General features: G+C 36.1%; 18 protein-coding genes. 8 read left to right on the forward strand and 10 right to left on the reverse strand.

Annotation, left to right across the window (positions count from 1 at the left end; genetic code table 11):
* The first annotated feature begins 6 nt into the window (after positions 1-6).
* Together J0871_RS03295 and J0871_RS03300 are read left to right on the forward strand one after the other, a co-directional pair.
* Positions 7-360: an ArsC/Spx/MgsR family protein gene (locus tag J0871_RS03295; protein ID WP_208223397.1), complete on the forward strand. Its 354-nt coding sequence runs from the start codon at positions 7-9 to the stop codon at positions 358-360.
* Complete coding sequence (locus tag J0871_RS03300; protein ID WP_208223398.1) at positions 353-1,252, forward strand: DMT family transporter; 900 nt, start codon at positions 353-355, stop codon at positions 1,250-1,252. Before J0871_RS03295 ends, J0871_RS03300 begins: the two co-directional genes overlap by 8 nt.
* Before the next feature lie 3 nt (positions 1,253-1,255).
* Here the strand turns inward: J0871_RS03300 and J0871_RS03305 are convergent, their stop codons facing one another.
* Entirely contained in the window at positions 1,256-1,813 is a 558-nt protein-coding gene (locus J0871_RS03305) for a hypothetical protein (protein ID WP_208223400.1), read from the reverse strand.
* A gap of 144 nt (positions 1,814-1,957) precedes the next feature.
* Positions 1,958-2,482, reverse strand: coding sequence for a thioesterase family protein (locus J0871_RS03310; protein ID WP_208223402.1), 525 nt, complete (start codon positions 2,480-2,482; stop codon positions 1,958-1,960).
* 55 nt (positions 2,483-2,537) lie between these two features.
* Here J0871_RS03310 and J0871_RS03315 point away from each other — a divergent pair, with 55 nt between their 5' ends.
* The 4 genes from J0871_RS03315 (at position 2,538) to nadD (ending at position 5,615) form a co-directional block, all read left to right on the forward strand.
* Positions 2,538-3,524: an alpha/beta fold hydrolase gene (locus tag J0871_RS03315; protein WP_208223411.1), complete on the forward strand. Its 987-nt coding sequence runs from the start codon at positions 2,538-2,540 to the stop codon at positions 3,522-3,524.
* Positions 3,525-3,586: 62 nt separating this feature from the next.
* Entirely contained in the window at positions 3,587-4,444 is an 858-nt protein-coding gene (locus J0871_RS03320; protein ID WP_208223413.1) for a YicC/YloC family endoribonuclease, read from the forward strand.
* Positions 4,445-5,038, forward strand: coding sequence for a guanylate kinase (gene gmk, locus J0871_RS03325; RefSeq protein WP_079711610.1), 594 nt, complete (start codon positions 4,445-4,447; stop codon positions 5,036-5,038).
* Positions 5,031-5,615 (forward strand): nicotinate (nicotinamide) nucleotide adenylyltransferase, encoded by a 585-nt coding sequence (gene nadD, locus J0871_RS03330; RefSeq protein WP_208223415.1) that lies wholly within the window; start codon positions 5,031-5,033, stop codon positions 5,613-5,615. Before gmk ends, nadD begins: the two co-directional genes overlap by 8 nt.
* Before the next feature lie 156 nt (positions 5,616-5,771).
* On the opposite strand, the gene lysM is transcribed toward nadD, so the two are convergent.
* Positions 5,772-6,275 (reverse strand): peptidoglycan-binding protein LysM, encoded by a 504-nt coding sequence (gene lysM, locus J0871_RS03335; protein WP_208223417.1) that lies wholly within the window; start codon positions 6,273-6,275, stop codon positions 5,772-5,774.
* A 374-nt stretch (positions 6,276-6,649) separates the two neighbouring features.
* On the opposite strand from lysM, the gene J0871_RS03340 reads away from it, so the two are divergent.
* Entirely contained in the window at positions 6,650-7,645 is a 996-nt protein-coding gene (locus J0871_RS03340) for an NAD(P)H-dependent glycerol-3-phosphate dehydrogenase (RefSeq protein WP_208223419.1), read from the forward strand.
* Here the strand turns inward: J0871_RS03340 and J0871_RS03345 are convergent, their stop codons facing one another.
* From J0871_RS03345 to J0871_RS03360, 4 genes are all read right to left on the reverse strand, one after another.
* The gene (locus J0871_RS03345) at positions 7,646-8,041 is read right to left on the reverse strand and encodes a hypothetical protein (RefSeq protein WP_208223421.1); all 396 of its coding nucleotides are present in this window, start codon (positions 8,039-8,041) and stop codon (positions 7,646-7,648) included. It abuts the gene before it with no gap.
* A complete protein-coding gene (locus J0871_RS03350) occupies positions 8,041-8,208 on the reverse strand; it encodes a hypothetical protein (protein WP_156858127.1) in 168 nt (55 codons plus the stop codon). Before J0871_RS03350 ends, J0871_RS03345 begins: the two co-directional genes overlap by 1 nt.
* Before the next feature lie 43 nt (positions 8,209-8,251).
* Positions 8,252-9,271 (reverse strand): phenylalanine--tRNA ligase subunit alpha, encoded by a 1,020-nt coding sequence (pheS, locus tag J0871_RS03355; protein ID WP_208223423.1) that lies wholly within the window; start codon positions 9,269-9,271, stop codon positions 8,252-8,254.
* Between the two features lie 66 nt (positions 9,272-9,337).
* The gene (locus J0871_RS03360; protein WP_075325280.1) at positions 9,338-9,694 is read right to left on the reverse strand and encodes a hypothetical protein; all 357 of its coding nucleotides are present in this window, start codon (positions 9,692-9,694) and stop codon (positions 9,338-9,340) included.
* 210 nt (positions 9,695-9,904) lie between these two features.
* On the opposite strand from J0871_RS03360, the gene J0871_RS03365 reads away from it, so the two are divergent.
* Positions 9,905-10,450, forward strand: a complete 546-nt coding sequence (locus tag J0871_RS03365; RefSeq protein WP_208223425.1) for a CvpA family protein — start codon at positions 9,905-9,907, stop codon at positions 10,448-10,450.
* A 132-nt stretch (positions 10,451-10,582) separates the two neighbouring features.
* Here J0871_RS03365 and J0871_RS03370 read toward each other — a convergent pair whose 3' ends face one another.
* From J0871_RS03370 to J0871_RS03380, 3 genes are all read right to left on the reverse strand, one after another.
* A complete protein-coding gene (locus J0871_RS03370) occupies positions 10,583-12,142 on the reverse strand; it encodes a SulP family inorganic anion transporter (RefSeq protein WP_075325282.1) in 1,560 nt (519 codons plus the stop codon).
* 170 nt (positions 12,143-12,312) lie between these two features.
* Positions 12,313-12,567 carry a hypothetical protein gene (locus J0871_RS03375; protein WP_075325283.1) on the reverse strand — a complete coding sequence of 85 codons (255 nt, stop codon included), beginning with the start codon at positions 12,565-12,567 and terminating at the stop codon, positions 12,313-12,315.
* A gap of 114 nt (positions 12,568-12,681) precedes the next feature.
* A complete protein-coding gene (locus J0871_RS03380; protein WP_208223427.1) occupies positions 12,682-13,431 on the reverse strand; it encodes a tetratricopeptide repeat protein in 750 nt (249 codons plus the stop codon).

The following is a 13,431-nucleotide window of genomic DNA, read 5'->3' on the forward strand; positions in this document are numbered from 1 at the left end:
TTAGCTATGAAAAAAGTATATCATCTCTCTACCTGCAACACCTGCCAAAAGATTTTAAAAGAACTGGAATTACCAGGTTCTTTTGAGCTTCAGGATATAAAAGAAGAAGAAATTACTGAAAAACAACTGGAAGAAATGAAAGCGCTCGCCGGGAGTTACGAAGCTTTATTTAGCCGCAGGGCAAGACTTTATCGCGAAAGAGAGCTTAATAAAAAGGAACTTTCTGAAACCGATTATAAAGAATTAATTTTAGATCATTACACTTTCCTAAAAAGACCAGTAATTATTAATCAAGACGAAATCTTTATAGGAAATTCAAAGAAAACCGTCGCGGCGGCCAAAGCAGCGGTTCATGGATAACAAACGTATTCTGGCCATCTTTGCGGCCATTGGCGCAAGTGCAATCTACGGGCTAAACCATACGATTGCTAAAGGCGTAATGCCTACTTATATTGAACCTTTTGGCTTTATTTTTTTACGGGTTTTTGGTGCGGCCGTTCTTTTCTGGGGAATTAGTTTCCTGGGGCCAAAAGAAAAAATTGCAACTTCTGACTGGCCAAGAATTTTAGGTTGTGCCGTTTTTGGAATGGTAATTAATATGCTATTCTTCTTTAAAGGATTAAGCCTTTCAACACCTATAAATAGTTCAGTAATTGTCACGCTTTCGCCGGTTATGGTGTTAATCCTTGCATCAATTCTCATCAGGGAAAGAATCACATTACTTAAAACCCTGGGAATAATCGTTGGTTTGGCCGGAGCCCTGGTTTTGGTTCTTTTTAGCGCCGAAAGCACCGGAAACGCACCTAACATTCCTATGGGGAACGTACTATTTATTGTAAATGCATTTAGCTACGGACTTTATTTAATTCTGGTGAAACCGCTAACGGCAAAATATCACGCGTTTACCTTAATGAAATGGCTATTTCTAATTGGTGTTATTATTAATTTCCCAATAACCATAGGTGAATTTGCCGATGTAAACTGGACAGGCTTACCTTTTGAAGCGATTTGGAAAATGGCTTTTGTAGTAGCCGGAACCACCTTTTCTACTTATTTACTGAATATTTATGCACTAAAACAACTTTCGGCTTCTACCATAAGCGTGTTTATCTATATGCAACCGCTTATTGCAATTACTTATGCAATTTTAACCGGCGCCGATCAACTGAATATGGTAAAAGTAGTGGCAGCAATCCTGGTTTTTGTAGGAGTGTATATGGTTACCAAGAAGAAAACCGAAATAAGAGCTTAGGTTTTAATCTTCCAGTTTTTCAGCTAGTTTTTTTAAGTAATTCTTATTTTTCTTAACGGAAGAAAGCGAAGCGGTATAAGTATTTACTTTACCTACGGCTGGAAAACTCAATTTCCCTTTGGCCATAGAATTTGCAAGTAATATTTGTAAATAATTATAAATGAGTATAATTTGCTGAATTATATCAGTTCTTTTTGTTGTAAAGCCCAGTTTTTCAGCTGTTCTTTTGTTTAAAATATAGCTGGTACCTTCCAGGGTGATTTCAGCAGCTTCCTTTTCGTTATAAGATTCGGTAAGATTCACCAATCCTAAAATATATTGCCTTAAAATATATCTTATGCGTTGCTTCGCTTTCCAATTTCTATTAATCACGTAGTAATAATCAAATAAAGTCCCGCCGTGAATAATAATTTTGCCATTTTTCTCTTTTTCAGTAATAAAAAGTGGAGAATGATAAATCAATTTTCCCTGCTTTTTTCCCTGGGGTGTATCTATAAACGGCGCCAAAACCGATAGGATTAGCGGAGCTACAAATAATGGCAAATAATACCATTCCAGCATTAGTGCAATAATTACAAATCCCAGAAAAATCAAAAAAGCAAGCCCGGAAAATCTAAGAATTTCCCGGGTTTGTTCTTTTTGTGGTTTTATATAAAATTGATGTTTTTCGATGCGGGAATTTAATCAATTTCACCGAAGAAGTCTCTAAAATCCTAACTTTTCCGGATCTAAATGTTGGGGTCGTTTTCCGAATCTCCTGGTATCTTCTTTGGTTAAAATTTTAAAATCATCGGTGTGGCTTAAACTGTCTAAATTATCACGCAGGGCTTTAGGCAATTTTGTAAGTTTTCTTTCCTTTAAATCTATCCACGCACCCATCATTTCACAGCTGGCAAAATTCCGACCTTTTTCATCATAAAAATTATGTAGAAATTCAAAGTACATGCCGTCTTCTGCGAGGCCTTTTAACTGTAAAGTCACTTTTATGGGTTTACCGGCAAAAACTTCTTTAAAATAATAAATGTGCTCGTAAAAAACCACCGGACCAATATTATTCTTCGCCAAATCCTTTTGTCCAAACCCGTTTTCCATTAAAAATGCCATCCGGGTGTGGCTCATAAAATTCACATAAGCCGTATTGGCCAAATGCCTGTTTGCATCTATATCACTCCAGCGTATTTCAAATTCTTTGGTGTACATGCTATCTATTTTTTTAATAAAATTAAGCATAAATATTATGCACGCATAATTATTTTAAAAATTTACATCCTTACCTTAGCGCCATATGCCTATAATTAATACTCAATATAAATCTCCCGGTATTTTTAAGAATGCCCATGTTTCAAGTATTTATGCCGCTACTTTACGAAAAGTAAGCTTTAGTTTTAGCAGAAAAGATCGCATTGAATTAAGCGATGGAGATTTCCTGGATTTAGAGCGTAGTTTTTATTCTGCTGAAAATGATAAAATAATCATTTTGTTACACGGCCTCGCTGGAAACGCCAATCGCCCTTATATGCTTGGGATGGCAAAGCATTTTCAGGAAAACGGCTGGGATGTAGCTTCCATGAATTTTAGAAGTTGTAGTGGAGAAATAAACCGACTATACCGCAGCTACCACGCGGGTGCTAGCGAAGACCTTGAAGCGGTTATAAATCATCTTCAGCAGGAACAGAAGTATAAAGAAATCGGCCTGGTGGGGTTTAGTTTGGGTGGTAATTTAATGTTGAAATATTTAGGAGAACAAAATGAGATTCCTTTAGAAATTAAATCGGCAGTGGCAATTTCTACCCCTTGCGATTTGGGTGCTTCCCTGGAAGAACTGAATAAAACGCATAATTTTTTATATTCAAAACGCTTTATTAAAAATCTAAAAAAAGAACTGCAGCTTAGGCAAACCCATTTTCCTTCAGAAATTAGTAAAGAAGAGATCACGCAATGCAATTCACTTCTTGCCATAGACGAACTTTACACCAGCAGAGCGCACGGTTTTAAAGATGCTTCAGATTATTATAAAAAATGCAGCTGTATAGGTTTTCTACCTCATATTAAAGTTCCCACACTTTTGCTTAATGCCAAAAATGATACTTTTCTTTCGCCAAATTCCTATCCCATAGAAGTGGCAAAAAATTCTGAATTTCTTCATTTAGAAATTCCAAACCACGGTGGGCACGTGGGGTTTTTTCAGCATAAAAAAATATATTATCACGAACAGCGGGCCTTAGAATTTATAACTTCAAGCAAGTCAATAATTTCAGAATCTTCAAAATAGGCTTTGGCCGGCTTTGCGCTGCTACAGAATTGATTATCTTTGCGCAAGCTTAAAAATCACGCATGATTCAGTCAATGACAGGTTTTGGGAAAAGCATAACGCAACTCCCATCAAAAAAAGTAACCGTTGAAATCAAGTCGCTAAACAGCAAAAACCTTGACGTAAACGCCCGAATCCCTTCGCAATACCGCGAAAAAGAACTTCAACTAAGAAATACAATTTCTAAATCGCTTACCCGCGGAAAAGTGGATTTTTCCCTTTTTGTAGAGGTAACCGGCGAAGAAACTACCACTTCTGTTAACCGGGGCGTAGTAAAAAATTATATGCAACAATTAAAAAGTATTGTTGATGGCGATGAAACCGAATTGCTAAAAATGGCAGTAAGAATGCCTGATGCAGTGACTACCGAGCGCGAAGAAATTGATGAATCTGAATTTAAAGCAATTGAAGCCGCGGTAATTGAAGCCCTGGAAGAAATTAACCAGTTTAGAACAGATGAAGGGGAAGCTTTAGAGAAAGACCTGAAACTTCGTGTGAATAATATTGAGTCTTTGTTACAGGAAGTTTTAAGAATTGATCCGGAAAGAGTAGATGCGGTAAAAGAGCGTCTTAGAAAAGGAGTTGCCGATCTTAAAGAGAATGTTGACGACAACCGTTTTGAACAGGAACTGGTTTATTACATTGAAAAATTTGACATTACCGAAGAAAAAGTGAGGCTGGAAAACCACCTTGCCTATTTTAACGAAAGTATAAATTCCTTAGATTCCAACGGGAGAAAACTCGGTTTTATTTCTCAGGAAATGGGGCGTGAGATCAATACTATTGGCAGCAAATCTAATTATGCACCAATGCAACAACTGGTGGTGCAAATGAAGGATGAGCTGGAAAAAATTAAAGAACAACTTTTAAACGTACTCTAAATGAGCGATGGTAAACTTATCGTATTCTCGGCGCCTTCAGGATCGGGAAAAACCACGATAGTCCAACATTTATTAAAGCACAAAGAATTAGACCTGGAGTTTTCTATCTCTGCCACATCTCGTGAGCCAAGAGGTGAAGAAAAAGACGGGCAGCATTATTATTTCCTTTCTTTAGAGGACTTTAAAAAGAAGATAAAAAACGACGAATTCCTGGAATGGGAAGAAGTTTATCGCGATAATTTCTACGGAACTTTAAAAAGTGAAGTAGAACGTATCTGGTCTCACGGAAAAAACGTGATTTTTGATATTGATGTGGTAGGCGGACTAGATATTAAGAATATCTATCCGGAGAAAACCCTGGCGGTTTTTGTAAAACCACCAAGCATTGAGGAATTAAAGATTCGGCTAAAAAAGCGCAAAACCGAAAGTGACGACAAAATAAATATGCGTGTTGCGAAAGCCTCTATTGAACTGGCAACCGCCCCGCAATTCGATTTTATTATTGAAAATCATCACTTAGATACCGCGCTTCAGGAAGCTTATGATCTTGTGGCAACTTATGTAGGTGTAAAAAATTCGGCTAAAAATGAATAGGAAAATCGGTTTGTTTTTTGGGACTTTCAATCCAATTCATATCGGGCACCTTATTATTGCCAACCATATGGCTGAATTTTCAGATTTAGATGAAGTTTGGCTGGTGGTTACTCCTCATAATCCACATAAAAAAAAAAGTACATTACTTGAAAATCATCACCGGCTGGAGATGGTTTATAAAGCCTGTGAAGGTTATGAACACTTAAAGCCTTCTAATGTTGAATTTAGCCTACCACAACCCAATTACACCAGTACTACCCTGGCACATCTTCAGGAAAAATATCCTACCAACGAGTTTTGCCCAATTATGGGAGAGGATAACCTGAAAACTTTTCACAAGTGGAAGAATTACGAGGTGATTTTAGAGAATCACCAAATCTATGTGTATCCCAGAATTTCTGGCGGAAAGGTGGAAAATGAGTTTAAAGATCATCCAAAAATTACCCGGGTGATGGCCCCCGTGGTAGAAATTTCTTCAACATTTATTAGAAAAGCGGTAAAGGAGGGTAAGTTTATAAAACCCATGCTGCCAGATGCGGTTTGGGATTATATTAAACTGATGAATTTTTATAAATAGTCTGAATTTAAAAAAAGAAAAGACTGTTTAAAAATCTTATGTTAGCCGTTCTGGTTAGCTGATTGAACCTACTTTTTTCATTGTGGAACTACAAGCTATAGGACGTCGTCTGCCCTCAATGTAACAACTTCAAAAACTTTAAACAGTCTTTAATCTTTATTTTTTCTCCTGGCGCGGTATGCGTAAAACCTGCCCTGGATATATTTTATCGGGATCTTTAAGCATTGGTTTATTAGCTTCAAAGATCACTGTATATTTATTTGCATCGCCATAATGTTCTTTGGCAATTTTGCTTAGGTTTTCGCCTCTTTCTACCGTATGAAAGCCAGATTCCGGTTCTTCTTTTTTAACGGCTAACCTATCGTCTACCTTCGCAATTCCTTCAGAGTTACCAATTACAAGTACTATTTTTTCACGCACAGCCTGTGAATCTGCAAGGCCGTAAACTATAGCCGTATTATCTTCAATTTCAATAGCAGGGTTTTCAACCTTTAAATCCAGCCCTTTTATTGTATTTAAGAGTTTATCAGCTGCTTTTGCATTCTCTTTTCTTATAACTTCTTTTTTAGCTTCAGAAATTTCTATGTTCTCCTCTTCCTGTTCTTTTTCTTTTCCGAAGATTTTTTCCCCGGCATCTTTTATAAATGAAAATATTCCCATATCGTTGATTACTAAGTTAGTGAAAAGAAAAGTACAAAAGGAAATTTGTATTCTGCTTACACTTAGTCCTAAATTTTTGTTAGATTTTAATTCTTCAAACAAAAACCGCAAACTACAATGTAAATTGCGAGTTTGCGGTTTTCAACTAAATAACCAACCAAAAAACTAAGAAAATCCATCTTCATTAAAAAGAAGATCTCGTCGTCTAACTAAGAACGGAAAAACTTCTGCAGAATTGTAATCTGGTTAAATTTATAGATGTTAAAGTTTTGTATTCAATTCTTTGCTTATTTAGTAATGTTTTGCTTTATAACCACTGTCTTTTTAGATATACTTAGAAAATTGCTTATTTTTGAATTACAATAAACCAACCTATGGATAAGTCTCCAAAGTTTGCCGTAATTGGCGGCGGTAGCTGGGCTACTGCAATAGTAAAAATGTTAAGCGAAAATGTAGATACCATCTATTGGTATATGCGCAGCACCTATGCTATTGAGCATATTAAAAGACAGGAACACAACCCAAATTATCTTAGCTCTGTTGAATTTGACAACGATCAATTAGAACTAAGCAGTGATATTAATAAAACTATAGCAGCGGCAGATTATTTAATCTTTGCCATCCCTTCGGCCTTTTTAAAGCGGGAATTAGACGCTCTAACGGTCTCCCTGGAAGATAAGGTTATATTTTCGGCTATTAAAGGGATTGTGCCAGAGAGCAGCCTTATTGTAGGCGAACATTTTGAAGAATTTCATCACGTTCCCGCCGATAATATTGGGGTAATTACCGGGCCCTGTCACGCAGAAGAGGTTGCCCTGGAAAGACTTTCTTATCTTACTATTGCCTGTACCGACGAGGAAAAAGCAAAAATTGTAGCTAAAAACCTGGACAGTGAATACATAAAATGCAAAATTAGCGATGATGTAACCGGGACTGAATATGCTGCAATGCTGAAGAATATTTACGCCATTGCTGCCGGAATTGCCCACGGATTAGGTTATGGAGATAACTTCCAGAGTGTGTTGATGAGTAACGCTATTAAAGAAATGAAACGCTTTATTAAAAAAGTACATAAAATGAAGCGTAATATTAACGATTCAGCTTATTTAGGCGATCTTCTGGTAACAGGATATTCTGTATTTAGCCGAAACCGTATGTTTGGAAATATGATAGGAAAAGGCTACACCGTAAAAAGTGCCCAGATGGAAATGAGTATGATCGCTGAAGGTTACTACGCTACCGAAAGTGCTTATAAAATAAATAAAGACAAAGGGGCAAAAACACCAATTATAAACGCTGTTTATGGTATTCTTTACGAAGGAAAAAATCCAAAAAAAGTGATTAAAAAACTGGCAGAAAAGCTGACTTAATTATTCAGCAAGAATTCCTTTGTTTGGGATAATTGGGAGTTCGCGCAAGGCTTTTTCATTTACGCTATTTTTTCTGAATAAATATTTCTTTTCATACATTTTCCCCTCAGCAAAAAAAGTCACCTGAAATTGATTATTCAGCGCAAGCACTTCTTCCTGGATAAATTCGATCTTAGCGAAAGATTTGGCCGGTAAATGCTCCAGTTTATGCCTAATAGTTGAGGTTTCTTTGTTTTCATCAAAACCCTTACTCACAATTAAAGCCATCTCAATAGCTTCATCTTTATCGTTTATAAGATATGCATTCCACTCCTCTACCTTAAAAGCCTCGTTATAGACTTTAACAGCCGCTACATAAACTTTCTCAACCTTTGGTATATCAATGTCTTTCTTCACTAATCTTCAATCTTATTTTTAGCCCACTTGAACAAACCCCAAAGAATAAGTGCTGCAATAACTAATAAAATAGCTCCTAAAGCCAGTTCTATTATTTCTACAGCAACTAAAATAACAATTACCCCAAGGGCAAGAATCCCGAAAATTACTAAACCAATTTTTTTCATAAAAAAATGTTATTTTGCTTTAGCGTTCGGCCAAGGCAGGTTATTAAAACGACGATTTAAACTGCTCCAGGAATCTAAGGTCGTTTTCATAGAACATTCTAATATCGCCTATTTGATAAAGCAGCATTGCAATACGTTCTATTCCCATCCCAAAGGCAAAGCCTGAGTATTCGGTAGGATCTATATTACAATTTCTAAGCACATTTGGATCTACCATCCCGCAGCCCATAATTTCTAACCAACCGGTTCCTTTAGTAATTCGGTAATCGGTTTCGGTTTCGAGGCCCCAGTAAATATCTACCTCGGCACTTGGCTCTGTAAACGGAAAATAAGAAGGTCTAAGCCTTATCTTAGATTTTCCGAATAATTGTTCTGTAAAGTAAAGTAAAGTTTGCTTAAGATCGGCAAAGCTTACATTTTTGTCTATATAAAGTCCTTCTACCTGGTGGAAAATACAATGGGAACGTGCCGAGATAGCTTCGTTTCTAAAAACCCTTCCCGGAGAAATTGTTCTAATTGGCGGCTTGTTATTTTCCATATAACGCACCTGCACCGAAGAAGTGTGGGTACGCAATAAGATATCGGGATCTGTTTGAATAAAAAAGGTATCCTGCATATCGCGAGCCGGATGATATTCGGGAAGATTTAAGGCCGTAAAATTATGCCAGTCATCTTCCATTTCGGGCCCTTCAGAAACATTAAAACCAATGTTTGAAAAGATCTCGATAATCTGGTTTTTTACAATAGAAATAGGATGTCTTGCCCCAATCTCTATTGGCTCTCCCGGTCTTGATAGATCGCCATAAACCCCGCTTTCCTCCTGTTTACTTTCCAAGAGTTCTTTAAGCTGCGCAACTTTAGTTTCAGAAGCTTTTTTAAGTGAATTTACCGCCTGGCCAAACTCTTTTTTCTGTTCGTTGGGAACTTCTTTAAACGAAGCGAAAAAATCGTTTAAAATTCCTTTTTTACCAAGATATTTAATTCTGAATGCTTCTACTTCTTTAGCCGATTCGGTTTTAAAAGCTTCTACTTCAGCTATATGTTGCTTTATTTTATCTATCATGAGATCCTTTTCTTTTCAGAAGGGCAAATTTAGTAAAAATGTAGTTTTAGGCAGCACGTGTCGCCCTTAATCTATGTATCCGTTATTGATAAAATAATTTACAATGGCCTCCTTCATTAAAACCGATTGCTCCCCGGCTTTTAAAGTAGGTAATTGCTCTAAGATCTTATAATGCGGCCATCCGTCTTCATCAAAATAATCAAATTCATAGTAACCGTAAGGCTCCAGCAAACGGCAAATAGCAATATGCATCAAATCTATTTTATGATCTTTCTTAAATTTCTTGTGTGGCTGACCTAATTCCTGAACGCCAATTACATAAATTATCGCATCCAGATCCATTGATTCTCCATCGGCAAACTGATTAGAAAGTTTTTTTTGCAAACCTTCCCACCTGCCTTTCAAATTTTCGTCTCTTGTCATACCGCAAAGATAATATCTTAGTATTTGAAAATACTTCACATACAGGTTTGATTTTCTTCAATTTTACCTGTTTAAAACTTAATTGAAGTATTTTAATTGATAATAGAAATTAATATTTCGCTCTGAAATTTCAGAATGCTTTGGAATGCACCTATTTTTTTATGAATACCTCGTTACCTTGCCAAGAAGTAGTTTTCCTATATTTGAAATATGAATACAGTAGATATCGTCCTGGCTTTAATACTGCTTTACGGACTCGTTAGAGGTTTTTTTAGAGGCCTGCTGGCCGAAATTGCTTCCCTTGTAGGTATTGTAGCCGGTATTTACGGTGCCATTCATTTTTCTCATATTTTAAGCGATTTTTTTTCTGAAAATATGAATTGGGATTCAGATTATGTTAACCTAATCGCCTTCGCTATTACATTTATTCTCATTGTTTTTCTAATTTCTCTTGCCGGAAAAATTTTAACTAAAATGGCCGGTTTTGCTGCCCTTGGCATTGTGAATAAATTACTCGGCGGTGCATTTGGACTATTAAAAATGGCTTTTTTAGCCAGTGTGGTTATTATGTTTTTTGGCGCTACAAACGAAGAAATAGATTTGGTAAGTGAAGAAAGCCTGGAAGAATCTAAATTATATGCTCCTGTAAAAACCATAGCCCCGGCAGTACTCCCTTCAATTATAAGAGAAGCCAGAGAAAGAGATATATTAAATGAAGAAAATGATTTTTTCAGCAATGAAAAAGAGGAAGTTTAAAAAGTTTTTAGTTCGCCATCCTGAATTTTATTTCAGGGTCTAAAATTTTAGATGCTAATCCCGAAATTTCGGGACAGCCTGACGAGAATTAAACTTCTCAAACTTCCTCTAAAAAAATTCTATTCTATACTTCTAAACCGGAACGTCCAGTCCAAAAAATCTTCTAAAACTTTCAGGATTCACCACTTCACCTTTATCGGCAATAAGCTTAATAGTTATATCCTTACGTTTTGCCTTAATAGCAAATTCATCTAAAATTTCAAGTACATCATAATCCAGTACACGGGTTTTTCTTACATCTAAAATCACCGTAGAATTATCTGGAATTTCATTTAACTCTCTTAGAATTGCACCTTTATTTAAGAAAGACAACTCTTCAGCAAGTGTGATTTTGTACTGGCCATCATTAACATCATAGCCTTCTTTGTGAAGAAAGTGAGAGTTTTTGTAGCTATTAATTAGAATAACTCCAATTCCTACCGCAAGTCCGAGTCCTATACCCATTAGCAAGTCTAAAAACACAACCCCAAGAATGGTAATTATAAATGGAAGAAATTGGCCCTTTCCTAATTTAAACATTTGCTTGAAAAGAGCCGGTTTAGCCAACTTATAACCTACCAGTAGAAGCACGGCGGCAAGTACGGCCAAAGGAATCATATTCAACACAGTTGGTATAGCGATAATAGAAAATAGTATGAGGAAACCGTGTAAAATTGCAGAAAGTTTAGTTCTACCACCAGATTGTGCATTAGTAGAACTTCTTACAATTACCTGAGTAACAGGCAAACCTCCAATAAGACCAGAAATCATATTACCAGCACCCTGCGCATAAAGCTCACGGTTGGTATTTGTAGTTCTTTTTAAAGGGTCTATTTTATCTATAGCTTCTACACTTAATAAAGTTTCCAAACTGGCAACAATCGCAATTGTTACTGCCACAATCCAAACTTCAGAATTTGTGATTTCAGCAAAATTAGGCATAGAAAATTGTCCAAAGAAAGAAGCTGCGCTTTCTGGTACAGGTACACTTACTAATTGAAAATCCTGAATCCCAAAAGCAGGACCATCTACTACTAAATAGTAAACTACCCCCATAGCAACAGCTACTAAAGGTCCTGGAACAATACTGAATATTTTGCTCTTTTTAGTAAGAACTTTTTCCCATAATAATAAAATTGCCAGGGCCACAAGAGTAATTAATATACTACCATAATGAAGGTTATCTGCTATGTTACCTAATGCAGAACCAATGCCGCCATCTATAGAAAAAATTTCTAAATCACTGGAAAAGCCCAGAACGTTTGGAATTTGTGAAATAGCAATGGTAATACCTATACCCGCAAGCATACCCTTAATTACTGATGAAGGGAAATAATATCCAATAATACCAGCTTTTAAGGCTCCCATTACTATTTGAAGAATTCCGGCGATTACTACGGCAACCAGGAATATTTCGTAGCTCCCAAGCGATTGTATTGCTCCTAAAACAATAACCGCTAAACCTGCTGCAGGACCACTAACCCCTAATTGAGAATTAGAAATACTACCTACAACGATACCCCCAACCATACCGGCAATTAAACCGGAAAATAGTGGGGCTCCACTGGCAAGGGCAATTCCTAAACATAACGGAATCGCTACGAAAAATACTACAATACTTGCCGGGAAATCTTTATTAAAATGTTTAAACATATAAAACGCTTTATTAAATGAGACCTAAGCAAAATTTAGCCTAGTAATGTCTCTAAAATCTAATTTTTAGAAAAATGAATAGAATTTTTTATAACAATCTAAATACGAATGCTATAGCCACTGCAGAAATTGCAGATAGTTCATAAAAATCCAGAAAAATTTAAATTAGATTATGCGTTTTTGGGTGGGGGAAAGATCACGTCTAAAAATACTACAGGATAACTTTCTGTATAGAAATCTTTGGTATAATCCTGCTCCTGAAGAAAATGAATACTGGCGTAATTGGTATTTTGCTCTTCAAAATTAAATTCCAGGTTAATCTGGTTTTTAGAAGAACTTTCTTCTTCATTTACATTAAAAGCAAAAGAAACATCTACAGAATTATCTATATAGGCAACAATGCTAGGCGTTGCTAGAAATGCCATAAATATAAAAGTTAGAATGTAGACCGGTGTTTTCACAGCGACAAAAATAACAAGAAATGCGTCTAACTAGCAAAAAATACTCATACTTTAATGTTAAACTAATATCAATAATTTTTATAGTCGCTTTAAATTATTATTTTCTGTCCAGCCCTGGGTGCCGTTAGATAGTTCTAATTTCACCCATCCCTGGTAATTCTCCAGTACCTTGGCTTTAGTGCCTTCGTGTAAGCTAAAGGCAGTCTCAGCCCGTGGGGAAGGTTCATTTTTCACGTCGGCTTCTTCAGTAAAAATAATAGCAAATTGATTGTTGAATTGAATCTCCTGTTGCTGAAATGCAAAGAATACTGAAATTCCCCCAAGTAAAAATATGAAGATGGCAAATCCAAACAAAGTTCGTTTTATAAGCGGTTTTCTACTGAAATAATAAAATAAGAAGAGCACTACAAAGATTATGGAGAAAGCAATAGAAAAATAAGCCCAGGTATTATAAGAAAATGTAGATAGAAATTGGTTAACTTTTTTTTCAAAACCGGTTTCCTCTACCACGGGAATATCATCTATAGTCATACTACGTGCAAATTCTATATTATTTTGCACATCCTCATCTGTAGGATCTAATTGTAATGCTTTTTCGTAATAATAAATACTTGGGGCTACATTATTTAATTTATAATGCGCGTTTCCAAGATTATAATAGGTTGCTACTGAAGTTTTTCCATTTGCCAGAATTTCTTCATATTTGGCTATGGCAGTTTCAAAATCATCGTTTGCATAGGCTTCATTTGCTTCTTCAAAAAGGCTTGGGTATTGTGCCTGAGTCACGACGGAAACGAATACCAGGAAAATTAAAATCAGCTTTTTCAT

This window comes from Salegentibacter sp. BDJ18 (assembly GCF_017579965.1).
Classification (GTDB): domain Bacteria; phylum Bacteroidota; class Bacteroidia; order Flavobacteriales; family Flavobacteriaceae; genus Salegentibacter.

Bases quoted from the DNA above. Each gene is read 5' to 3' on its own strand.
- J0871_RS03295 (WP_208223397.1), top strand. From the start codon at position 7: ATGAAAAAAGTATATCATCTCTCTACCTGCAACACCTGCCAAAAGATT.
- J0871_RS03300 (WP_208223398.1), top strand. From the start codon at position 353: ATGGATAACAAACGTATTCTGGCCATCTTTGCGGCCATTGGCGCAAGT.
- J0871_RS03305 (WP_208223400.1), bottom strand. From the start codon at position 1,813: ATGCTGGAATGGTATTATTTGCCATTATTTGTAGCTCCGCTAATCCTA.
- J0871_RS03310 (WP_208223402.1), bottom strand. From the start codon at position 2,482: ATGCTTAATTTTATTAAAAAAATAGATAGCATGTACACCAAAGAATTT.
- J0871_RS03315 (WP_208223411.1), top strand. From the start codon at position 2,538: ATGCCTATAATTAATACTCAATATAAATCTCCCGGTATTTTTAAGAAT.
- J0871_RS03320 (WP_208223413.1), top strand. From the start codon at position 3,587: ATGATTCAGTCAATGACAGGTTTTGGGAAAAGCATAACGCAACTCCCA.
- gmk (WP_079711610.1), top strand. From the start codon at position 4,445: ATGAGCGATGGTAAACTTATCGTATTCTCGGCGCCTTCAGGATCGGGA.
- nadD (WP_208223415.1), top strand. From the start codon at position 5,031: ATGAATAGGAAAATCGGTTTGTTTTTTGGGACTTTCAATCCAATTCAT.
- lysM (WP_208223417.1), bottom strand. From the start codon at position 6,275: ATGGGAATATTTTCATTTATAAAAGATGCCGGGGAAAAAATCTTCGGA.
- J0871_RS03340 (WP_208223419.1), top strand. From the start codon at position 6,650: ATGGATAAGTCTCCAAAGTTTGCCGTAATTGGCGGCGGTAGCTGGGCT.
- J0871_RS03350 (WP_156858127.1), bottom strand. From the start codon at position 8,208: ATGAAAAAAATTGGTTTAGTAATTTTCGGGATTCTTGCCCTTGGGGTA.
- pheS (WP_208223423.1), bottom strand. From the start codon at position 9,271: ATGATAGATAAAATAAAGCAACATATAGCTGAAGTAGAAGCTTTTAAA.
- J0871_RS03360 (WP_075325280.1), bottom strand. From the start codon at position 9,694: ATGACAAGAGACGAAAATTTGAAAGGCAGGTGGGAAGGTTTGCAAAAA.
- J0871_RS03365 (WP_208223425.1), top strand. From the start codon at position 9,905: ATGAATACAGTAGATATCGTCCTGGCTTTAATACTGCTTTACGGACTC.
- J0871_RS03370 (WP_075325282.1), bottom strand. From the start codon at position 12,142: ATGTTTAAACATTTTAATAAAGATTTCCCGGCAAGTATTGTAGTATTT.
- J0871_RS03375 (WP_075325283.1), bottom strand. From the start codon at position 12,567: ATGGCATTTCTAGCAACGCCTAGCATTGTTGCCTATATAGATAATTCT.
- J0871_RS03380 (WP_208223427.1), bottom strand. From the start codon at position 13,431: ATGAAAAAGCTGATTTTAATTTTCCTGGTATTCGTTTCCGTCGTGACT.